This is a genomic window from Streptomyces sp., from assembly GCF_031181555.1.
Classification (GTDB): Bacteria; Actinomycetota; Actinomycetes; order Streptomycetales; family Streptomycetaceae; genus Streptomyces; species Streptomyces fimbriatus.
On record NZ_JAPSKQ010000065.1, the window covers coordinates 1 to 20,783 of the forward strand.

The 20,783-nt window shown below is 69.6% G+C and carries 16 protein-coding genes; 11 read left to right on the forward strand and 5 right to left on the reverse strand.

The features are described 5' to 3' along the window. The coding region (locus RIM90_RS15625) for a GNAT family protein (protein WP_309061308.1) at window positions 1-439 on the forward strand (439 nt) is incomplete at its 5' end. A gap of 89 nt (window positions 440-528) precedes the next feature. After that, the gene (locus RIM90_RS15630) at window positions 529-1,782 is read left to right on the forward strand and encodes a hypothetical protein (protein ID WP_309061334.1); all 1,254 of its coding nucleotides are present in this window, start codon (window positions 529-531) and stop codon (window positions 1,780-1,782) included. Between the two features lie 12 nt (window positions 1,783-1,794). Here RIM90_RS15630 and RIM90_RS15635 read toward each other — a convergent pair whose 3' ends face one another. Genes RIM90_RS15635 through RIM90_RS15650 form a run of 4 tightly spaced genes read right to left on the reverse strand, consistent with a single transcriptional unit; the run spans window position 1,795 to window position 5,699 of the window. Beyond that, window positions 1,795-2,571: a succinate dehydrogenase/fumarate reductase iron-sulfur subunit gene (locus RIM90_RS15635; protein ID WP_309061309.1), complete on the reverse strand. Its 777-nt coding sequence runs from the start codon at window positions 2,569-2,571 to the stop codon at window positions 1,795-1,797. Beyond that, on the reverse strand, window positions 2,568-4,502 hold the full coding sequence (locus RIM90_RS15640; protein WP_309061310.1) for a fumarate reductase/succinate dehydrogenase flavoprotein subunit: 1,935 nt from the start codon (window positions 4,500-4,502) through the stop codon (window positions 2,568-2,570). Before RIM90_RS15640 ends, RIM90_RS15635 begins: the two co-directional genes overlap by 4 nt. A 39-nt stretch (window positions 4,503-4,541) precedes the next feature. Beyond that, on the reverse strand, window positions 4,542-5,378 hold the full coding sequence (locus tag RIM90_RS15645; protein WP_309061311.1) for a hypothetical protein: 837 nt from the start codon (window positions 5,376-5,378) through the stop codon (window positions 4,542-4,544). A 27-nt stretch (window positions 5,379-5,405) separates the two neighbouring features. Beyond that, window positions 5,406-5,699 carry a hypothetical protein gene (locus RIM90_RS15650; protein WP_309061312.1) on the reverse strand — a complete coding sequence of 98 codons (294 nt, stop codon included), beginning with the start codon at window positions 5,697-5,699 and terminating at the stop codon, window positions 5,406-5,408. Window positions 5,700-5,988: 289 nt separating this feature from the next. On the opposite strand from RIM90_RS15650, the gene RIM90_RS15655 reads away from it, so the two are divergent. Continuing rightward, window positions 5,989-8,265 carry an ABC transporter family substrate-binding protein gene (locus RIM90_RS15655; RefSeq protein WP_309061313.1) on the forward strand — a complete coding sequence of 759 codons (2,277 nt, stop codon included), beginning with the start codon at window positions 5,989-5,991 and terminating at the stop codon, window positions 8,263-8,265. Window positions 8,266-8,363: 98 nt separating this feature from the next. Here RIM90_RS15655 and typA read toward each other — a convergent pair whose 3' ends face one another. After that, window positions 8,364-10,280 carry a translational GTPase TypA gene (gene typA / locus RIM90_RS15660; RefSeq protein ID WP_309061314.1) on the reverse strand — a complete coding sequence of 639 codons (1,917 nt, stop codon included), beginning with the start codon at window positions 10,278-10,280 and terminating at the stop codon, window positions 8,364-8,366. A gap of 491 nt (window positions 10,281-10,771) precedes the next feature. Here typA and RIM90_RS15665 point away from each other — a divergent pair, with 491 nt between their 5' ends. The 8 genes from RIM90_RS15665 to RIM90_RS15700 all read left to right on the forward strand — a co-directional run bounded on the left by RIM90_RS15665 (window position 10,772) and on the right by RIM90_RS15700 (window position 20,775). After that, window positions 10,772-11,812 (forward strand): ABC transporter permease, encoded by a 1,041-nt coding sequence (locus RIM90_RS15665; protein WP_309061315.1) that lies wholly within the window; start codon window positions 10,772-10,774, stop codon window positions 11,810-11,812. 100 nt (window positions 11,813-11,912) lie between these two features. Further along, window positions 11,913-13,715: an ABC transporter substrate-binding protein gene (locus tag RIM90_RS15670; RefSeq protein WP_309061316.1), complete on the forward strand. Its 1,803-nt coding sequence runs from the start codon at window positions 11,913-11,915 to the stop codon at window positions 13,713-13,715. 104 nt (window positions 13,716-13,819) lie between these two features. After that, on the forward strand, window positions 13,820-14,797 hold the full coding sequence (locus RIM90_RS15675) for an ABC transporter permease (protein ID WP_309061317.1): 978 nt from the start codon (window positions 13,820-13,822) through the stop codon (window positions 14,795-14,797). A gap of 10 nt (window positions 14,798-14,807) precedes the next feature. Continuing rightward, a complete protein-coding gene (locus tag RIM90_RS15680; protein WP_309061318.1) occupies window positions 14,808-15,869 on the forward strand; it encodes an ABC transporter ATP-binding protein in 1,062 nt (353 codons plus the stop codon). A gap of 15 nt (window positions 15,870-15,884) precedes the next feature. After that, a complete protein-coding gene (locus RIM90_RS15685; RefSeq protein ID WP_309061319.1) occupies window positions 15,885-17,003 on the forward strand; it encodes a dipeptide ABC transporter ATP-binding protein in 1,119 nt (372 codons plus the stop codon). A 234-nt stretch (window positions 17,004-17,237) separates the two neighbouring features. Beyond that, on the forward strand, window positions 17,238-18,863 hold the full coding sequence (locus RIM90_RS15690) for an ABC transporter substrate-binding protein (protein ID WP_309061320.1): 1,626 nt from the start codon (window positions 17,238-17,240) through the stop codon (window positions 18,861-18,863). Window positions 18,864-18,869: 6 nt separating this feature from the next. Then, window positions 18,870-19,793: an ABC transporter permease gene (locus RIM90_RS15695; protein ID WP_309061321.1), complete on the forward strand. Its 924-nt coding sequence runs from the start codon at window positions 18,870-18,872 to the stop codon at window positions 19,791-19,793. Continuing rightward, entirely contained in the window at window positions 19,786-20,775 is a 990-nt protein-coding gene (locus RIM90_RS15700; RefSeq protein WP_309061322.1) for an ABC transporter permease, read from the forward strand. Before RIM90_RS15695 ends, RIM90_RS15700 begins: the two co-directional genes overlap by 8 nt. The last annotated feature ends 8 nt before the right edge of the window (window positions 20,776-20,783 follow it).

Below are 20,783 nucleotides of genomic sequence, written 5' to 3' on the forward strand. Positions count from 1 at the left end.
CGGCCCCGTGTGCGACGAGACGGGCGCGGCGAGGTGGGTGGCCGAGCAGCAGCGCGGCCGGGAGACCGGCGACCGCCTCGCCTTCGCCGTGGAGGAGGCGCGGGCCCCCGGCGCCGGCATCCGGCCGGCGGGCCACGTCGCTCTCAAGCGTCCTGCCCCGGAGTCCGGTTCGGCCGAGGTCGGTTACTGGACCGCCGCCCACGCGCGGGGCCGGGCGGTGGCCCCGCGGGCGTTGCGGGCCCTGACCCACGGGGCCTTCACCGCCTTCGCCCACGAGGGCCCGGCCCGCCCGGAGCTGCTGCACCAGGCCGGCGACACGGCCTCCTGCCGCGTCGCCGGGAAGTGCGGCTTCGCACTCGTCGGCCTGCTTCCCGCCGCCCCGCCGGCCTCTCCCCGGGAGGGCCGTCTGCACGTACGGGAGGCGGCCGCCGCCGGGTGACCGCAACCGGAACACCCGTTCCCCTCGTCCTCACCGGCAACATCAACCACGAGGCCACCGACGGCGGTCGGCGGGTGAGGGGGCCCGGGATGGAACGCAGGGAGCCGCAGGAGCCGACGGCCGGAGGGGACGGGGACCGCCTGCCGGAGCCGGCCGACGCGAGCGCTCCCGAGGACACCGACGGCGGGGCGCCCCCGCAGGAGCGGTCCGGCGGCGACTCATCCGGAGCCCCCGGATCACCGGGAGCCCCCGACTCGTCCGAAGCCCCTGAGGCGCCGGGAGCCCTGGAATCTCCGGAAGCCTCCGACCCACCCGGCGGGAAACGCCGTGGGCCCTGGGCCCGCCGGCTCAGGCGCACCGCCCTCGCCCTCGTCCTCGTGCTTCTCGTCCCCCTCCTCGCCGCCGAGACGGCCCTGCGGATCAACTACACGGGCGATCCGGCGGACGGCACGTACACCCGCGGCCGCGACGCCGTCTGGCTCGGCCACGCCTGGGTCGACGGGCGGAAGAAGGACGCCGACATCGACGCGCTCGCCCGCCGTCTGAAAGGCACCGGCATCCGGGACCTCTACGTGCACTCCGGCCCGCTGGAGCACGACGGCACCCTGCCGGAGTCGGCCTACCCGCGCGCCCGCTGGCTGATCGAGTCCGTGCACCGGGAGCTGCCCGGCGTCCGGGTCCAGGCCTGGCTCGGTGACATCCTCGCCCCCGAGCACCCCGAGGCCCTGCACCTGGAGCGGGCCGAGTCCCGGGCCGCCATCCTCCGCTCGACCCGGCAGATCCTCGACACCGGCTACGACGGCGTCCACTTCGATCTCGAGCCCCTGCACTCCGGCGACGGCGACTACCTGAAGCTCCTCGACGCCCTGCACGAGGAGACGAGCTCCCGCGACGTCCCCCTGTCCGTCGCCGCCCACCAGATCGACCCGCTCCCGGGCTTCCACTCCTTCTGGGGGACGCTCACCGGCCACCCCAAGTGGTGGTCCCAGGAGTTCTTCGGGCAGGTCGCCCGCCGCGTCGACCAGATCGCCGTGATGTCGTACGACACCATGCAGCCGCTGGAGGGCACCTACGGCGGTTACGTCGCCCAGCAGACCGCCCTCGCCCTGGAGGTCACCCCGCCCTCCACCGACCTGCTGATGGGCCTGCCCTTCTTCAAGGAGAACCGCTTCGGCCACTGGGCCCACGCCGAGACCGTCCCCGCCGCCGTCCGCGGTGTCCGCCTCGGCCTGTCCCGCACCGACGCCGACCGCCCCCGCTTCGGCGTGGCCCTGTACGTCGACTTCGCGGCGACGGAGGCGGACTGGGCGGCGTACCGGGAGGGCTGGGTGAACGAGCCGTGACCGGCGCGGCGCTCAGCCCGCCGAGGAGCGCCTGCCGATCTTCGAGCCCAGCCACACCAGCGGGTCGTACTTCCGGTCGACCGTCCGCTCCTTCAGCGGGATCAGCGCGTTGTCCGTGATCTTGATCCCCTCGGGACAGACCTCCGTGCAGCACTTGGTGATGTTGCAGTAGCCGAGGCCGTGCTCGTCCTGGGCCGTGCGCCTGCGGTCCAGGCCGGCCTCCTCGGCCGCGTCCAGCGGGTGCATGTCCAGCTCCGCCACCCGCATCAGGAACCGCGGCCCCGCGAACGCCGGCTTGTTCTCCTCGTGGTCGCGGACCACATGGCAGGTGTCCTGGCACAGGAAGCACTCGATGCACTTGCGGAACTCCTGCGAGCGGTCCACGTCCTCCTGCATCATCCGGTACTCGCCCGGACCGAGTCCTTCCGGCGGCACGAAGGCCGGGACCTGCCGGGCCTTGGTGTAGTTGAAGCCGACGTCCGTCACCAGGTCGCGGATCACCGGGAAGGCCCGCAGCGGGGTCACGGTGATCGTCTCGTCCCGGTCGAACACCGACATGCGGGTCATGCACATCAGCCGGGGACGCCCGTTGACCTCCGCCGAACACGAACCGCACTTGCCGGCCTTGCAGTTCCAGCGCACGGCGAGGTCGGGGGCCTGGGTGGCCTGGAGGCGGTGGATGATGTCGAGGACCACCTCGCCGTCGTTCACCTCGACCGCGAAGTCCTCCAGGCCGCCGCCTTCGACGTCCCCGCGCCACACCTTGAAGCGGGCCTCGTAGCTGCTCACTCGTACAGCTCCTCTTCGGCGAGGTACTTGACCAGCTCCTCCTTCTCGAAGAGGGCGAGCAGGTCGGGGCGGATGGGTTCGGTGGTCTCGCGGGCGAGGGTGATCTGGCCGCGCACCGGATCGGTGGCCGCGAGGCCGCCCGTGGGGTCGGTGAGGGCGCACAGCAGGTTGACGTTGCGCCATGCGCGGTCCATCGCCGCGTGGTCCTCGCGGGTGTGCCCGCCGCGCGACTCGGTGCGCTCCAGCGCGGCCCGCGCCACGCACTCGCTGACCAGCAGCATGTTCCTGAGGTCGAGGGCGAGGTGCCAGCCCGGGTTGAACTGCCGGTGCCCCTCGACCCCGGCCCGGCGCGCCCGCACCCGCAGCTCGCCCAGCTTCTCCAGCGCCTGCTTCATCTCGGGCTCGCGGCGGATGATGCCGACCAGGTCGTTCATCGTCTGCTGGAGTTCCTGGTGCAGGGTGTACGGGTTCTCCGGCGGCCCCTCGGCCGGTTCCCCGCTCTCCGCCGAGAACGGCCGCAGCGCCTCCGCGGCGGCGGCGTCGATCTGGGCGTCGTCCACCCGGGGCCGCGCGGCCGCCCGCCCGCTCGCGTACTCGGCCGCGTGCCAGCCGGCCCGGCGCCCGAACACCAGCAGGTCGGACAGGGAGTTGCCACCGAGCCGGTTGGAGCCGTGCATCCCGCCGGCCACCTCACCGGCCGCGAAGAGCCCGGGCACCCCGCGTGCCGCCGCCGAGTCGGAGTCGACGGCGATGCCGCCCATCACGTAGTGGCAGGTCGGCCCGACCTCCATCGGTTCCGCGGTGATGTCGACGTCCGCCAGCTCCTTGAACTGGTGGTACATCGACGGCAGCCGCCGCTTGATCACCTCGGCCGGCATCCGCGTGGACACGTCCAGGAAGACACCGCCGTGCGGGGAGCCGCGGCCCGCCTTCACCTCGGCGTTGATCGCGCGGGCCACCTCGTCGCGGGGGAGCAGCTCGGGCGGGCGCCGGTTGTGGTCCGGGTCGTCGTACCAGCGGTCGGCCTCCTCCTCGGACTCGGCGTACTTGTCCTTGAAGACGTCCGGGACGTAGTCGAACATGAACCGCCTGCCCCCGGAGTCGCGCAGCACCCCGCCGTCGCCGCGCACCGACTCGGTGACCAGGATCCCCTTCACCGACGGCGGCCAGACCATCCCCGTCGGGTGGAACTGCACGAACTCCATGTTCAGCAGCGGAGCCCCGGCCAGCAGCGCCAGCGCGTGACCGTCGCCGGTGTACTCCCACGAGTTCGACGTCACCTTGAACGACTTGCCGATGCCGCCGGTGGCGATCACCACGGCGGGCGCCTCCAGCACGAAGAAGCGCCCGGACTCGCGCTCGTAGCCGAAGACCCCGGACACCCGCTCGCCGTCCTTGAGCACCCGGGTGACCGTGCACTCCTGGAAGACCTTCAGCCGCGCCTCGTAGTCCCCGGTCTCCCGGAAGTCCTCCTGCTGGAGCGCGACGATCTTCTGCTGGAGGGTGCGGATCAGTTCGAGGCCGGTGCGGTCGCCGACGTGCGCGAGGCGCGGGTACTCGTGGCCGCCGAAGTTGCGCTGCGAGATCCGGCCGTCCTTCGTCCGGTCGAACAGCGCGCCCCAGGTCTCCAGCTCCCACACCCGCTGCGGCGCCTCCTGGGCGTGCAGCTCGGCCATCCGCCACTGGTTGAGGAACTTCCCGCCGCGCATGGTGTCGCGGAAGTGGACCTGCCAGTTGTCCCCGGCGTTGACGTTGCCCATCGCCGCCGCGATGCCGCCCTCGGCCATCACCGTGTGCGCCTTGCCGAACAGCGACTTGCAGATCACGGCCGTACGGGCGCCCCGTTCGCGGGCCTCGATGGCGGCGCGCAGTCCGGCGCCGCCCGCGCCGACCACGACGACGTCCCATTCCTGCCGGTCGACCATGGTCATCTCAAAGGCCCCAGTCGTCGAAACTCATCACGGAACTCATCAGAAGAAGCGCGGATCGTCGAAGGCGCCGGACGCGACGAGGTACACGTAGAGGTCGGCGAGCGCCACGCTCAGCAGCGACGCCCAGGCGAGCTGCATGTGCCGGGCGTTCAGCCGGCTCACCCACTGCCACATCCGGTAGCGCACCGGATGCCGGGAGAAGTGCTTGAGCTTCCCGCCGACGATGTGCCGGCAGGAGTGGCAGGAGAGGGTGTACGCCCAGATCAGCACGATGTTGACCAGGAACACCAGGGTGCCCAGGCCCATGTGGCCCCAGTCGTAGCGCTCGTCGCGGAAGGCGAGCACGGTGTCGTAGGTCAGGATGACGGCGACCGGGACGGCCGCGTAGAAGAAGTACCGGTGGATGTTCTGCAGGATCAGCGGGAAGCGGGTCTCGCCGGTGTACTTCCTGTGCGGCTCGGCCACCGCGCAGGCCGGCGGGGACGCCCAGAAGCCCCGGTAGTAGGCCTTGCGGTAGTAGTAGCAGGTCAGGCGGAAGCCGAGCGGGAAGATCAGGATGATGATCGCCGGTGAGATGCCCCACCAGCTGCCGAAGATCTCCCAGTTCGGCCCGGCCTTCATCGGCACGCAGTTCTCCGCCAGGCAGGGCGAGTAGAACGGCGAGACGTAGGGCGCCGCGTAGTAGTCGGCGTTCGCGAAGGCCCGCCAGGTCGAGTAGACGACGAAGGCGAGCAGACCGGCCGCGGTGGCGGCCGGGGCCAGCCACCAGCGGTCGGTCCGCAGGTGCGGGGCGTCGATCGCGGCGCGCGTACCCGCTGTGACGCCGCCGCTTCGGGGACGGGGTTCGGTGGCAGGGGGTTCCGTACCTGTGGCCACGGGATCCACTCCGGTCGGGGTCGGGGGTCAGGGGGCGCGACGGTCGCGGGCGCCGAGCCCCTCGTCGTCCGTGTCCACCCACAGCGAGGGGTCGTACGGCGTGTCGGAGATGGTGACGAGGTCGGGCCGCTTCTGCGCGGCGGCCGACAGGGCGACCGTCTCCCGCAGCAGCGCGACGCTCTCGCGCAGGTGGTTGGTGTCGGTGCGGACACGGCGCATCTCCAGGCCACCGCTGCCGAGCTGCTTCTCCAGGCGCCCCACCGACCGGATCAGGTCGTCGAGGCAGCGCTGGACGGTCGTCAGTTCATCGTGCACGGACATGACGTGACCTCACTTTCACGGGTCCTTCAGGCCCAAGGCGGCAACGTTCATGCGCCTGCGAGTGTTGCGCGTCACACCTTGCGCTGTGAAGGGATGTGCATCGATTGGCCGAGGCGTACGGGTGCACCGGTCGGTGCTTTGCGCCGCACGGGTGGGCTTCTCGCCCGTGGCCGCCGTGTCGCTCCCGGTTGCCGAACCCTTTCCTCTTCAGTGGCCGCATACATCGGATGAGCTCCAAATACCACCAAAAGTGATCGTAACGCCCGCGGCTTCCCGGAGGTACCCAGAGATGTCCCACGACGGCGTCGGCCCGCGCGCGGTCATGCGCTCGGTCGCCTTCCTCACGGCGGGCGCGCTCGCGGTGCCCGCGCTGGCCGGATGCGGCTCCGAGGACCCGGCGGGCAAGCCCCTCGCCGGACAGGACATCGAGCCCGCCGGCCGGGCGGAGGTCGCCGACGGGGGCACCCTGCGCTGGGCCGTGGACACCGTCCCGGGCACCCTGAACACCTTCCAGTCGGACGCCGACGCCACCACCACCCGGATCGCACAGGCCGTCCTGCCGTCGATGTTCCGGATGGACGGCCGGGGGCGGCCGGTGCGCAACCCCGACTACCTGGAGTCCGCCGAGGTCGTCGAGACCGAGCCCAAGCAGGTCGTCCTCTACAAGATCAACCAGCAGGCCGTCTGGAGCGACGGCCGCGAGATCGGCGCCGCCGACTTCGCCGCCCAGTGGCGCGCCCTGTCGGGGAGGGACACCGCCTACTGGACCGCCCGCAACGCCGGCTACGACCGCATCGAGAAGGTCGAGCGCGGCAAGGGGAACCTGGAGGTCAAGGTCACCTTCAGCCGCCCCTACGCCGACTGGAGGTCGCTCTTCACGCCGCTGTACCCGAAGGACGTCACGGGCACCCCGGACTCCTTCAACGAGGGGGCCCGCAAGAAGCTGAAGGTCACCGCCGGGCCCTTCACGGTGAAGAAGGTCGACGGCACGAAGGACGAGGTCACCCTCACCCGCAACGTGCGCTGGTGGGGCGATCCCGCCAGGCTCTCGGAGATCGTGCTGCGCGCCGTGCCCCGCGACAAGCGGGTCTCGGCGCTCACCGCCGGCACCGTCGACCTGGCCGAGATCGACCCGGCCACCGCCCGCCGCATCACCGCCGCCGCCGGCCCGCAGAGCACGGGCACCCCCCTCATGGGCCCCGGAGCGCACCGGTCCGCCGCGGACGAGCTGCACTCCTGGGCGGTCGCCCACGGCTCCGACGAGGAGGCCGCCGACGAGGAGGTCTCCGCCCGCGAGAAGCGGCGCGAGAAGGCCGCGAAGTACGCGCGTCAGCAGCAGGCCCTCAGCGGCTTCGAGGTGCGCAGGTCACTGGAGCCGGCCTACACCCAGCTCGCCCTCAACGGCGCCGACGGTCCCCTCGCCGACGAGCGGGTCCGCCGTGCCGTGGCCCGCGCCCTGGACCGGAAGGAGCTGGCCGAGGCGGTGCTGAAGCCGCTCGGTCTGCCCGCCGTGCCGGTCGGCAGCCACCTGGCGCTGTCCGGCCAGGCCGCCTACGCCGACAACAGCGGCGCCCTCGGCCACCAGGACACCAAGGAGGCACAGGCACTGCTGGCGGACGCCGGGTGGGTGCCGGGCGGGCCGGTCAAGGAGGGGAAGGAGAAGGAAGAGAAGCAGAAGGAGAAGGGGGAGAAGGCGGCCGGCGCGGAGGGGAAGAAGGGCGGGGGGTCCGACGAGGACACCGGGAACGAGTCGGAGGGCGGCGACGACGGCACGTACATCGTCGGCGAGGACGACGCCGACGGCGACGGCGGGGGAGACGACGACAACAAGGCGCCGCGCGACTCCGGCCCCGAGGGCCACCTCGCCCAGGACGGCACCAGGCACCTGAAGCAGGGCAGCGCCCCCGGCGCCTACGCCCCCAGGGGCACCGCCGCCCCGGCCCGGGCCGGGACCGCCCCGGTCGCCAAGAACGGCAAGGCGCTCACCCTCCGCTTCGTGCTGCCCTCGGGACCCGGCTCGGACACCCTGCGCACCGTGGCCGGCCGGATCTCGAAGATGCTGGAGCGGATCGGCATCCGCACGGACATCTCCCAGGTCGACGACGAGAGCTACTTCAAGGACCACATCGCCTCCGGCGCGTACGACCTCGCCCTGTACTCGTGGCCCGCGACCGCCTTCCCCGCCACCGACGCCCGCCCCGTCTACGCCAAGCCCGTCCCGGCCGCCGACGGCTCGCTGAACGTCGAGCAGAACTACACCCGCGTCGGCACCGACCAGGTCGACCAGCTCTTCGACCAGGCCATCGCCACGCTCGACGACTCCGAGCACCGCGCCCTGATCCGCAAGGCCGACTCCCGCATCTGGGCGGCGGCCGGCTCCATCCCCCTCTACCAGCGCCCCCAGCTCACCGCGGCCCGCAAGAACCTGGCCAACGCCGGAGCCTTCGGCTTCCGCACGCCGGTGTACGAGGACATGGGCTTCCTGAAGAAGGGCGCGCAGGGGCCGGCGGGGACGCCCGGGACCCAAGGGACGCGGAAGAGCGCCGAGCCGTCGTCCGGGGACTGACGACCCGGGCGTGGAGCCCGCGCGCACGCACACGCACGGAGAACGGCACACCCCGGCCGGGGTGTGCCGTTCTCCGTCGCTGCCGGCGCGGGCCGGGATCAGCCGTGCTTGGCGCGGCTCGCGGCGCGGGCGCGCTCGCGGGCGTCCAGGTTCACCTTGCGGATGCGGACGGCCTCCGGGGTCACCTCGACGCACTCGTCGTCGCGGCAGAACTCCAGGGACTGCTCCAGCGACAGCTTGCGCGGCGGCACGATCGACTCGGCCACGTCGGCCGTGGACGACCGCATGTTGGTGAGCTTCTTCTCCTTGGTGATGTTGACGTCCATGTCGTCGGAGCGGGAGTTCTCGCCGACGATCATGCCCTCGTACACCTCGGTGCCGGGCTCGACGAACAGCACGCCGCGCTCCTGGAGGTTGGTCATCGCGAACGCGGTGACGGCACCGGCGCGGTCGGCGACCAGGGAGCCGTTGTTCCGGGTCGTGAGCGTCCCGAACCAGGGCTCGTGACCCTCGTGGATGGAGTGGGCGATGCCCGTGCCGCGGGTCTGGGTCAGGAACTCGGTGCGGAAGCCGATCAGACCGCGGGAGGGCACCACGAACTCCATGCGCACCCAGCCCGAGCCGTGGTTGGACATGTTGTCCATCCGGCCCTTGCGGACGCCCATGAGCTGCGTGACCGCGCCCATGTGCTCCTCGGGGACGTCGATGGTCATGCGCTCGACCGGCTCGTAGACCTTGCCGTCGACCTCCTTGGTGACCACCTGGGGCTTGCCGACGGTGAGCTCGTAGCCCTCGCGGCGCATGGTCTCCACCAGGATGGCCAGCGCCAGCTCGCCGCGGCCCTGCACCTCCCAGGCGTCGGGGCGGTCGGTCTCCAGGACGCGGAGCGAGACGTTGCCGATCAGCTCGCGGTCCAGGCGGTCCTTGACCTGGCGGGCGGTGACCTTGCGGTCCTTCACGGCCGCCTTGTTGTCGGCGCCCTTGCCGGTGCCGCCGCGGCCGACCAGCGGGGAGGTGTTGGTGCCGATGGTCATGGAGATCGCCGGCTCGTCCACCGTGATCAGCGGCAGCGGGACCGGGTTCTCCGGGTCGGCCAGGGTCTCGCCGATCATGATGTCCGGGATGCCGGCGACGGCGCAGATGTCACCGGGGCCCGCCTTCTCGGCGGGCTTGCGGGTGAGCGCCTCGGTCATCATGAGCTCGGAGATGCGCACGTTGGAGACGGACCCGTCGCGCTTCATCCACGCGACGGTCTGCCCCTTCTTCAGCTCGCCCTGGTGGACGCGCAGCAGCGCGATGCGGCCGAGGAAGTTGTCGGCGTCGAGGTTGGTGACGTGGGCCTGGAGCGGGGCGCCCTCGTCGTAGGTGGGGGCCGGGATGTGCTCCAGGATCGTGGAGAAGAACGGCTCCAGCGAGTCGGAGTCGCCCGGGACCGTGCCGTCCTCCGGCTTGGTCAGGGAGGCGATGCCGTCCCGGCCGCAGGCGTAGACGATCGGGAACTCGATCTGCTCCTCGTCGGCGTCCAGGTCGAGGAAGAGGTCGTAGGTCTCGTTGACGACCTCGTCGATCCGGGAGTCCGGCCGGTCCGTCTTGTTGATGCACAGGATGATCGGCAGCCGCTGCTGGAGCGCCTTGCGCAGCACGAAGCGGGTCTGCGGCAGCGGGCCCTCGGAGGCGTCCACCAGCAGCACGACGCCGTCGACCATCGACAGGCCGCGCTCGACCTCGCCGCCGAAGTCGGCGTGGCCGGGGGTGTCGATGATGTTGATGGTGATCGGGTCCCCGCCGTCCTTGGGGTGGTACTTCACCGCCGTGTTCTTGGCGAGGATCGTGATGCCCTTCTCACGCTCCAGGTCGTTCGAGTCCATCATGCGGTCGTCGACCTGGTCGAGCTGGTGGGCGGCGAAGGCGCCGGCCTGCTTGAGCATGCCGTCGACGATGGTGGTCTTGCCGTGGTCGACGTGGGCGACGATGGCGACGTTGCGGATGTCGTGACGCGTAACAGACGGTGCCATGTAAGGCGTACTCCCGGAGGTGGTGAGGGATGCCCTGCGCAGACGTCTGCGGTGCGCGGGCCCTGCCGGGCTGAACACGCCACGGCCTCACCCCATGGTACGGGGCCGTCGGCGGGACCGCCTTCCCGAGCTCAGGGGCCCTCCGGCCCGCCCGGCGGCGCACCGGGGCCCGTGCTGCGGGTGAGGTTCCTGAGGAGCGCGCGAGGAGCCCGAAACGCTGTTCGGATAGCGGTGATCACACGCACGGGTTTCGGACATGTAAACAAAAAAATATTCGCGTATGCCCGTTTTGCCGATTTGTGTCCAAGAGTGTCAAGCGCGCGCAGGTGTCAATCTTTGCAATTTTCGCTCAAAATATGAACGGTAGGGAGATCCCTATGCCTTCCGCCCTTGACGCGCGTTGATGCTCTTGGCGAAAGTTCCCCCAAACCACAGAACCTGCCGGTATCTGTGCTGCGCTCAACTCTCCAACCCCCCGGGGGACGAACACGATGACCAGTCCAACTAAGGCCGAGGACTCCGGGTCCGCGGCTGTCTTGGACCCTGAGCTCGCGGCGACCGCCGAGGTCGCCAAGGGCGAGAAGCAGCCCGAGGGTCGTTCCCCCGGCCAGTTGATGTGGCAGCGCTTCAAGCGCGACCGTACCGGAGTCGTCTCCGCGTGCGTGGTGATTTTCTTCTTCGCGGTCGCCGCGCTCGCCCCGGTCATCGCGAAGGTGTACGGCAAGAACCCCTACACGCTGTACGCCCAGGAGCCGGAGTACCCGTTCCTCCTGGACGACTTCGCCATGCCGACCGGTTCCTTCGGCGGCATGTCGGGCGAGTTCTGGTTCGGAGTGGAGCCGAAGCTGGGCCGCGACGTGTTCACCATGCTGCTGTACGGCATGCGGACCTCGCTCTACATGGCGGTGGTCGTCACGGTGCTCTGCGTGGTCACCGGCGTGCTCATCGGTATGATCAGCGGCTTCTTCGGCGGCCGGGTCGACTACTGGGTGGGCCGGGTCACCGACTTCTTCCTGGCCTTCCCGCAGCAGCTGTTCTTCATCGCCTTCATGCCCGTCGTGACCGCGATGTTCGTCTCCCCGCAGGACGAGACCCCCACCTACCTGCGGGCTGTGGCGATCATCCTGGTGATGTGGTTCCTGGGCTGGATGGGCCTCGCCCGCCTGGTGCGCAGCTCCGTGCTGTCGCTGGCGGACCGGGAGTTCGTGGAGGCGGCCAAGGTGTCCGGTGCCTCTCCCTGGCGCATCGTGCGCAAGGAGATCCTGCCGAACATCGTCACCCCGATCCTGGTGCAGGCCACCTACATCCTCCCGAGCACGATCCTCACCATCGCCTTCCTCTCGTACATCGGCGTCGGCTTCGTCGAGCCGACACCGGACTGGGGGCGCATGTTCGCCATCGGTACCGACGTGTACGAGCAGGACCCGATGTTCCTGCTCTTCCCGGGCGCGGCGCTGGTGATCTTCGTTCTCGCCTTCAACCTTCTCGGAGACTCCGTCCGGGACGCATTCGACCCCAAGACCGGACGCTAACCGTCCATTGGTGGTGGGGGAGCTGCCGCCCCCGTGCCGGGTGACCGGACCGTCAGGCAGCACTCGTGGACAACTATCGACAGGTAGGTGCATCGGCATCATGAAGCCCATCAGAACGCGCACCACGCGCGCCATAGCCGTCGCCATCGTGGCCGGTTCGCTGGCACTCACCGGCTGCTCCGGCGACAACGGCGGCGGCAGCAAGGGCAAGGGTGACGCGAAGTCCCAGAAGGACGCCGCCGAGCAGCAGGATCCGGTCGCCTACGGTGACGCCGCCGCCTCCACCGGTCCGGCCGAGGAGGTCCCCGGGGCCAAGTCCGGCGGTTTCATCAACGTCTACATGCAGTCGGACCTGACCCACATGGACCCGGGCCAGATCTACGTCAGCGACGCCGGCCAGTTCGCCAACCTGGTCCACCGCGGTCTGACGAACTTCCAGGAGGACGACAAGGGCAACCTGACGGTCGTCGGTGACATCGCCACCGACTCCGGTCAGTCCTCCGACGGCGGCAAGACCTGGACGTACAAGCTCAAGGACGGCATCAAGGACGAGGACGGCAACGAGATCACCTCGGCCGACGTCCGCCACACCATCGAGCGCATGTACTCGAAGGTCATCTTCGACGGTCCGACCTACGTCCAGACCTGGCTGTCGGGCCCGGACTACCGCAAGGACCTGCCGGACGGCCCCTACAAGGGCAAGCACCTGCCGGACTCCGTGCTGGAGACCCCGGACGACAAGACGGTCGTCTTCCACTTCGACAAGCCGCAGCCGGACCTCCCGCAGGCGCTGGCCATGGCCGGCTACGCCATCGTGCCCGAGAAGCAGGACACGAAGGAGAAGTACGACGACGCTCCGGCGGCGCTCGGTCCCTACAAGATCGCCGAGTACAAGCCGGGCAAGTCGATGAAGCTGGTCAAGAACGACCAGTGGGACCCGAAGACGGACTCGGTGCGCCACCAGTACGTCGACGGCTACAACTTCACCAGCACCATCGACCAGCCCAGCCAGACCAAGCGTCTGATCGCCGACCAGGGCGAGGCCAAGAACGCCATCCAGTTCACGGACTCGGTCGACCCGGCCCAGATGTCCACGGTCATCGGCAACGCCGAGACCAAGAAGCGCACCATCCAGGGCTACCAGCCCTACGTGTGGCAGCTGACCTTCAACCTCGACCGGATGAAGGACAAGAAGGTCCGCGACGCGATCACCTACGCGATCCCGAACCAGTCCATGGTCCAGGCGGACGGCGGCCGCTACGGCGGTGAGGTCGCCGGCGGTCTGATCGCCCCCACCCTGTCGAACTTCGACCCGAAGTACGACCCGTTCGGCAAGCTGAAGAAGCCCAACGGCGACCCGGAGAAGGCCAAGCAGCTGCTGAAGGAGGCGGGTGTCAAGGAGGGCACGAAGCTCACCTACGCCTACTCCAACACCCCGCGCGGCCAGGCCCAGATGGTCATCATCAAGGACGCGCTCAACAAGATCGGCTTCGACGTCCAGGCGAAGGAGATCGACCGGGCCAGCTTCTACGAGCAGGTCGGCAAGGTGAAGAACCCGTACGACCTCTACATGACCGGCTGGGGCCAGGACTGGCCGTCCGCCTCCACGGTCATCACCCCGGTCTACGACGGTACGCAGATCCAGGACGGTGCGTCGAACTACTCGCACATCAATGACAAGCAGGTCAACGAGCTGATCCAGAAGGCCCTCACCCAGGAGCCGGAGGAGGCCGCCAAGACCTGGGAGCAGGCCCACCACCGCATCGTGGAGGAGATCAACCCGGCTGCTCCGGTCTACTACTCGAAGCAGATCCAGCTCTACGGATCGAACATCGGTGGCGCCAAGTACAGCACGGAGTCGAGCTACATCGACATCAACGACCTGTACCTGAAGAAGCCGTAACCCGTCAGCTCGGCTGACCGCGGGGGTGTGCGCCAGGCGGAGCACACCCCCGCGGACGGTACCCCCTCCCTGCCGCCGCGTTTCGAAGAGAGCATCCACCCGCCATGCTTCAGTTCCTCATCCGCAGGCTGATCGGCGCCGTCGTCATCATGTTCCTGATCGGCGCCTTCACGTTCTTCCTGTTCTATACGATCCCTCAGGACTTCGCTGCGCTGTCCTGCGGCAAGAACTGCTCCCCCGAGAACCTCGCGGTGATCCGCGAGAACCTGGGCCTGGACAAGCCCATCACCACACAGTTCTGGGAGTTCATGTCGGGCATCGTGGCCGGCCGCGACTTCCCGCAGGGGCACTGCTCCGCGCCGTGTCTGGGTGTCTCCTTCGACAGCGGTGAGTTCGTCTGGGACTCCATCATCGACCGCTTCCCGCTGACGCTGTCGCTGACCGTCGGCGGCCTGGTGATCTTCCTGACGCTGGGCCTCGGCTCGGGTCTGCTCGCCGCCTGGAAGCGCGGCACGGTGATCGACAAGCTCGTCTCCGGTGCCTCGATCGTCCTCAGCTCGTTCCAGATCTACCTGCTCGGCCCGATCGTCCTCGGCATCGTGGTCTACAGCAGCGGCCTGATGGACAACCCGAAGTACCACCCGTTCACCGAGAACCCGGCCACCTGGGCCCTCGGTCTGCTCATCCCCTGGGTGGTCATGGCCACCATCTTCACCGCGCAGTACACGCGTATGTCCCGCTCGACCATGATCGAGCAGCTGCAGGAGGAGCACGTCCGCACCGCGCGCGCCAAGGGCATGTCGCAGCGGTACGTCTTCTTCCGCTACGCCTGGCGCGGCTCCCTCATCCCGATCGTCACCATCCTCGGCATCGACCTCAGTGCGCTGCTGGCGGGCGCGGTGGTCACGGAGTTCACCTTCGACCTCCCCGGCCTCGGCCGTCTCGCGGTCGACTCCTCGGTGACGAAGGACCTGCCGCTGACGATGGGCATCATGCTGTTCGGGGCCTTCTTCATCCTGATCCTGAACATCATCGTCGACCTCGCGTACGCATACATCGACCCGCGCGTGCGGCTCAGCTAGGAGAAACACCGTGACCACACTGACCAAGACCGAAGGCGAGAAGGCCCCGACCGGGCCGGACTCCTTCCTCTCGGTCCGCGACCTGCGGGTGCGGTTCTCCACCGAGGACGGCATCGTCAAGGCGGTCGACGGGCTGTCCTTCGACGTCGAGCGCGGCAAGACCCTCGGCATCGTGGGCGAGTCGGGCTCCGGCAAGTCCGTCACCAACCTGACCGTCCTCGGCCTGCACAACCCCAAGACCACCACCGTCGAGGGCGAGATCGTCCTCGACGGGCAGGAACTGGTCACCGCGAGCGAGAAGGAGATGGAGAAGCTCCGCGGCAACAAGGTCGCGATGATCTTCCAGGACCCGCTGACGGCGCTCTCGCCGTACTACACGGTGGGCCGGCAGATCGCCGAGCCGTTCATGAAGCACACCGGCGCCTCCAAGAAGGAGGCCCGGGAGCGGGCGATCGAGATGCTGACCAAGGTCGGCATCCCGCAGCCCAAGACCCGCGTGGACGACTACCCGCACCAGTTCTCCGGCGGTATGCGCCAGCGCGCCATGATCGCCATGGCGCTGGTCTGCGACCCCGACCTGCTGATCGCGGACGAGCCGACCACGGCCCTGGACGTGACGGTCCAGGCGCAGATCCTCGACCTGCTCAAGGACCTCCAGCAGGAGTTCGGCTCGGCGATCATCTTCATCACCCACGACCTCGGCGTCATCTCCGACATGGCCGACGACCTGCTGGTGATGTACTCGGGCCGGGCCGTGGAGCGCGGCGGCGTCCGCGAGGTGCTGCGTGAGCCCAAGCACCCCTACACCTGGGGCCTGCTCAGCTCGATGCCGCGCCTCGGCGGTGACACCGCGCAGGCGCTCAACCCGATCCCCGGATCCCCGCCCAGCCTGCTGAACCCGCCCTCCGGCTGCCCGTTCCACCCCCGCTGCGCCTTCACGGGCGAGGTGCCGGGCGACCGCTGCAGCACCGAGCGGCCGCCGCTGGGCGAGGGCCGCGCCGCTGCCTGCCACCTGACGGCGGAGCAGAAGCAGACCATTTTCATCGACAAGATCCAGCCCAGGCTGCGCTAGGGAGAGATCCGAGACATGAGCGACAACCTCACCCTCCCCGCACAGCAGGGCTCCACCGCAGCGCCGGCCGAGACGCTGCTGAAGGTGGAGGGCCTGACCAAGCACTTCCCGATCTACGGCGGCTTTCCGATCAAGCGGAAGGTCGGCGCCGTGCAGGCCGTCGACAACGTCGACCTGACCGTCGGCGCCGGCGAGAGCGTCGGCCTGGTGGGTGAGTCGGGCTGCGGCAAGTCGACCACGGGCCGGCTCATCACCCGGCTCCTGGAACCGACCGGCGGAAAGATCGAGTACGCGGGACAGGACATCACGCACGCCTCGCGCAGGCAGCTGGCGCCGATCCGGTCCGAGATCCAGATGATCTTCCAGGACCCGTACTCCTCGCTGAACCCGCGGCAGACCGTCGGCACCATCATCAAGTCGCCGATGGAGGTCAACGGGATCAATCCCGCGGGCGGCCGGGAGAAGAGGGTCCGCGAGCTGCTCGAGCTCGTCGGCCTCAACCCCGAGCACTACAACCGCTTCCCGCACGAGTTCTCCGGCGGCCAGCGCCAGCGCATCGGCGTCGCCCGGGCCCTCGCGCTCAACCCGAAGCTGATCGTGGCGGACGAGCCGGTCTCCGCGCTCGACGTGTCGATCCAGGCGCAGGTCGTCAACCTGCTGCAGAAGGTCCAGGAAGAGCTGGGCATCGCCTTCCTGTTCATCGCCCACGACCTGGCCGTCGTCCGGCACTTCTCGCAGCGCGTGGCCGTGATGTACCTCGGCAAGGTGGTCGAGGTCGGCGACCGGGACTCCATCTACAACCGGCCCCGGCACCCCTACACCCACGCCCTGCTGTCGGCCGTGCCCGAGGTGGCCATGGACGACGAGACCGAGAACCGGGAGCGCATCCGCCTCTACGGGGACGTGCCCTCGCCGATCTCCCCGCCGTCCGGCTGCCGCTTCCGCACCCGCTGCTGGAAGGCGCAGGACAAGTGCGCCACCGAGGAGCCGCCGCTCGTCCAGATCTCCGGCAACCGCGAGGGCCACCTGACGGCCTGCCACTTCCCGGAGGACCCGACCACCCAGGCCCGCGGCGAGGACGTCGTCCTCGACCCGGCGCTGAAGGCCCTGGAGGGCTCCGCCGAGAAGGAGTGACCCGAGAAGCGGCACCCGCGGCTGCCGTCGGCCCCCGGGAGGGGCGGACGGCAGCCGCTGCGCGTTCGAGGGCTTCGGGGAACTCCGGGAAACTCGGGGAACCCCGGCGGCTCATACGAACAGACGGCTGGAGTCGCCCCCCGTACAGACGTCGTGCATGTGCGTGACGCCCCCTTTGTGTCGATAGTGGCGTAAAGATCAGCGCGCCACGGCGCACGTACGAGGAGGCACCCCATGCGCGGAGCCACGCATGCCCGATGGGCCGTCTGCGCGGTGGCGGTCGCCCTCGCCGCGACGGCCTGCGGAGGCGGGAGCGGCAGCGGCGGCACCGGCGCCGTGCTGAGCGCCTCCTGGGGCGACCCGCAGAACCCGCTGGAGCCGGCCAACACCAACGAGGTGCAGGGCGGCAAGGTCCTCGACATGATCTTCCGGGGCCTGAAGCGCTACGACCCGGAGACCGGCGAGGCGAAGGACATGCTCGCCGAGCGGATCGAGACCTCCGACTCGCAGAACTACACCGTCACCGTCAAGGACGGCTGGACCTTCAGCAACGGCGAAAAGGTCACCGCCCGGTCCTTCGTCGACGCCTGGAACTACGGCGCCAACCTGAAGAACAACCAGCGCAACGCCTACTTCTTCGGCTACATCGAGGGCTACGACGAGGTCCACCCCGAGGACGGCGGCGAGCAGCGCGCCGACACCCTCTCCGGGCTGAAGGTCGTCGACGAGCGGACCTTCACCGTCAGGCTCTCCCAGAAGTTCTCCGGCTTCCCCGACACCCTCGGCTACAACGCCTTCGCCCCGCTGCCCCGGGCCTTCTTCGACGACCACGACGCCTGGGTGAGGAAGCCGGTCGGCAACGGCCCGTACCTGGTCGACTCGTACGCGCGCGGCTCGCAGATGTCGCTGCGCACGTGGGCGGACTACCCCGGTCCGGACAAGGCGCGGAACGGCGGCGTCGACCTCAAGGTCTACACCGACAACAACACCGCCTACACCGACCTCATGGCCGGCAACCTGGACCTGGTCGACGACGTGCCCGCCGCCCAGCTGAAGAACGTCGGGAACGACCTGGGCGACCGCTACCTCAGCACCCCCGCCGGCATCATCCAGACCCTCGCCTTCCCCTACTACGACGAGAACTGGAACAGACCCGGCATGGAGAAGGTCCGCAGGGGCCTGTCCATGGCGATCGACCGGAAGCAGATCACCGACACCATCTTCCGGAAGACCCGCACCCCGGCGACCGACTGGACCTCCCCGGTCCTCGGCGAGGACGGGGGCTTCAAGGCGGACCTGTGCGGCGAGGCCTGCGCGTACCGGCCCGAGGAGGCCAAGAGGCTCATCGCGGAGGGCGGCGGCCTGCCCGGAGGCCGCGTCACCCTCACCTACAACGCGGACACCGGCTCCCACCGCGAGTGGGTCGACGCCGTCTGCAACTCCATCAACAACGCGCTGGACGACGAGCGCGCCTGCACCGGCAACCCGGTCGGCACCTTCGCCGACTTCCGCAACCAGATCACCCGGCAGAGGATGACCGGCCCGTTCCGCGCCGGCTGGCAGATGGACTACCCGCTCATCCAGAACTTCCTCCAGCCGCTCTACTACACCAACGCCTCCTCCAACGACGGCAAGTGGTCCGACAAGGAGTTCGACGACCTCGTCGACCGGGCCAACCAGGAGACCGACGTCACCAGGGCCGTCGGCCTGTTCCAGCAGGCCGAGGAGGTCGTCCGCGACCGCATGGCCGCCATCCCGCTGTGGTACCAGAACGGCAGCGCGGGCTGGTCCGAGCGGCTGTCCGACGTGAGGCTCAACCCCTTCAGCGTCCCCGTGTACGACCAGATCAAGGTGAGCTGAGCCGTCATGGGACGTTACGTCGTCCGGCGTCTGCTCCAGATGATCCCGGTGTTCGCCGGGGCCACGCTGCTGATCTTCCTCATGGTCAACGTGATGGGCGACCCCATCGCGGGCCTGTGCGGCGAGCGCCGCTGCGACCCGGCGACCGCCGCCCGGCTGCGGGCGGAGTTCGGCCTCGACAAGCCGGTGTGGCAGCAGTACCTGACCTACATGGGGAACGTCTTCACCGGCGACTTCGGCACGGCGTTCAACGGCCAGGAGGTCACCGAGCTGATGTCGACGGCGTTCCCCGTCACCCTCCGGCTCACCCTGATCGCGATCCTCTTCGAGGTCGTCATCGGCATCACCCTCGGCGTGGTCACCGGGCTGCGCCGGGGCCGTCCCGTCGACACCGGCGTCCTGCTGTTCACCCTCGTCGTCATCTCCGTGCCCACCTTCGTCACCGGTCTGCTGCTCCAGCTGCTGCTCGGGGTGAAGTGGGGCTGGATCCGGCCCTCGGTCTCCTCCGAGGCGCCGCTCGACGAACTGCTCCTGCCCGGCCTGGTGCTGGCCTCCGTCTCCCTCGCCTACGTCACCCGGCTGACCCGCACCTCCATCGCCGAGAACCGGCGCTCCGACTACGTCCGCACCGCCGTCGCCAAGGGCCTGCCCCGCCGCCGGGTCGTCACCCGGCACCTGCTGCGCAACTCCCTCATCCCCGTGGTCACCTTCATCGGCGCGGACGTCGGCTTCCTCATGGGCGGTGCGATCGTCACCGAGCGGATCTTCAACATCCACGGCGTCGGCTACCAGCTCTACCAGGGCATCCTGCGCCAGAACACCCAGACCGTCGTCGGCTTCGTGACCGTGCTGGTGCTGGTGTTCCTGGTCGCCAATCTCGTCGTCGACCTCCTCTACGCCGTACTCGACCCGAGGATCCGCTATGTCTGAGCAGCACTACGAGTCCGAGCGCGTCGTCGCGGTGACCGGCGTGGGCGGCACCGTGGACCTGGGCACGGACGGGACGGAGACGCCCGCGAAGGCCCCCGGAGGGCCCGGCGGTCCCGGCGGCCCCGGACCGCGGGGCAGGCCCCGCTCCCTGTGGTCCGACGCCTGGCGCGACCTGCGCCGCAACCCCGTCTTCATCGTCTCCGGCCTGGTGATCTGCTTCCTGGTCCTCATCTCCCTGTGGCCCTCGGCGATCGCCTCCGGCAGTCCCCTCGAGTGCGACCTGGCCAAGGCCCAGGAGGGCTCCCAGGCCGGTCATCCCTTCGGCTTCGACGGCCAGGGCTGCGACGTCTACACCCGCACCGTCCACGGCGCCCGCACGTCCGTCGCGGTCGGCGTCTGCGCCACGCTCGGCGTCGCGGTCCTCGGCAGCGTGCTGGGCGCGCTGGCCGGCTACTTCGGCGGGGTGTGGGACGCGGTCCTGTCCCGCGTCACCGACGTCTTCTTCGCCATCCCGGTCGTCCTCGGCGGTCTGGTGCTGCTGTCCGTCATCACCAGCAACACCGTCTGGCCGGTCATCGGGTTCATCGTGCTGCTCGGCTGGCCGCAGATCGCCCGCATCGCCCGCGGCTCCGTCATCACCGTCAAGCAGAACGACTACGTCCAGGCCGCGCGGGCGCTGGGCGCCTCCCACACCCGGCTGCTGCTGCGGCACATCGCGCCCAACGCCGTCGCCCCGGTCATCGTCGTGGCCACCATCGCGCTCGGTACGTACATCGCGCTGGAGGCGACCCTGTCCTACCTCGGCGTCGGACTGAAACCGCCCAGCGTCTCCTGGGGGATCGACATCTCCGCCGCCTCCCCCTACATCCGCAACGCCCCGCACGCGCTGCTGTGGCCCTCCGGCGCCCTCGCGATCACCGTCCTGGCGTTCATCATGCTCGGCGACGCGGTGCGCGACGCCCTCGACCCGAAGCTGAGGTGATCCGCCGC

Coding starts and splice junctions, on each gene's coding strand:
- RIM90_RS15630 (WP_309061334.1), top strand. CDS start 529: ATGGAACGCAGGGAGCCGCAGGAGCCGACGGCCGGAGGGGACGGGGAC.
- RIM90_RS15640 (WP_309061310.1), bottom strand. CDS start 4,502: ATGACCATGGTCGACCGGCAGGAATGGGACGTCGTCGTGGTCGGCGCG.
- RIM90_RS15650 (WP_309061312.1), bottom strand. CDS start 5,699: ATGTCCGTGCACGATGAACTGACGACCGTCCAGCGCTGCCTCGACGAC.
- RIM90_RS15655 (WP_309061313.1), top strand. CDS start 5,989: ATGTCCCACGACGGCGTCGGCCCGCGCGCGGTCATGCGCTCGGTCGCC.
- typA (WP_309061314.1), bottom strand. CDS start 10,280: ATGGCACCGTCTGTTACGCGTCACGACATCCGCAACGTCGCCATCGTC.
- RIM90_RS15665 (WP_309061315.1), top strand. CDS start 10,772: ATGACCAGTCCAACTAAGGCCGAGGACTCCGGGTCCGCGGCTGTCTTG.
- RIM90_RS15670 (WP_309061316.1), top strand. CDS start 11,913: ATGAAGCCCATCAGAACGCGCACCACGCGCGCCATAGCCGTCGCCATC.
- RIM90_RS15675 (WP_309061317.1), top strand. CDS start 13,820: ATGCTTCAGTTCCTCATCCGCAGGCTGATCGGCGCCGTCGTCATCATG.
- RIM90_RS15685 (WP_309061319.1), top strand. CDS start 15,885: ATGAGCGACAACCTCACCCTCCCCGCACAGCAGGGCTCCACCGCAGCG.
- RIM90_RS15690 (WP_309061320.1), top strand. CDS start 17,238: ATGCGCGGAGCCACGCATGCCCGATGGGCCGTCTGCGCGGTGGCGGTC.
- RIM90_RS15695 (WP_309061321.1), top strand. CDS start 18,870: ATGGGACGTTACGTCGTCCGGCGTCTGCTCCAGATGATCCCGGTGTTC.
- RIM90_RS15700 (WP_309061322.1), top strand. CDS start 19,786: ATGTCTGAGCAGCACTACGAGTCCGAGCGCGTCGTCGCGGTGACCGGC.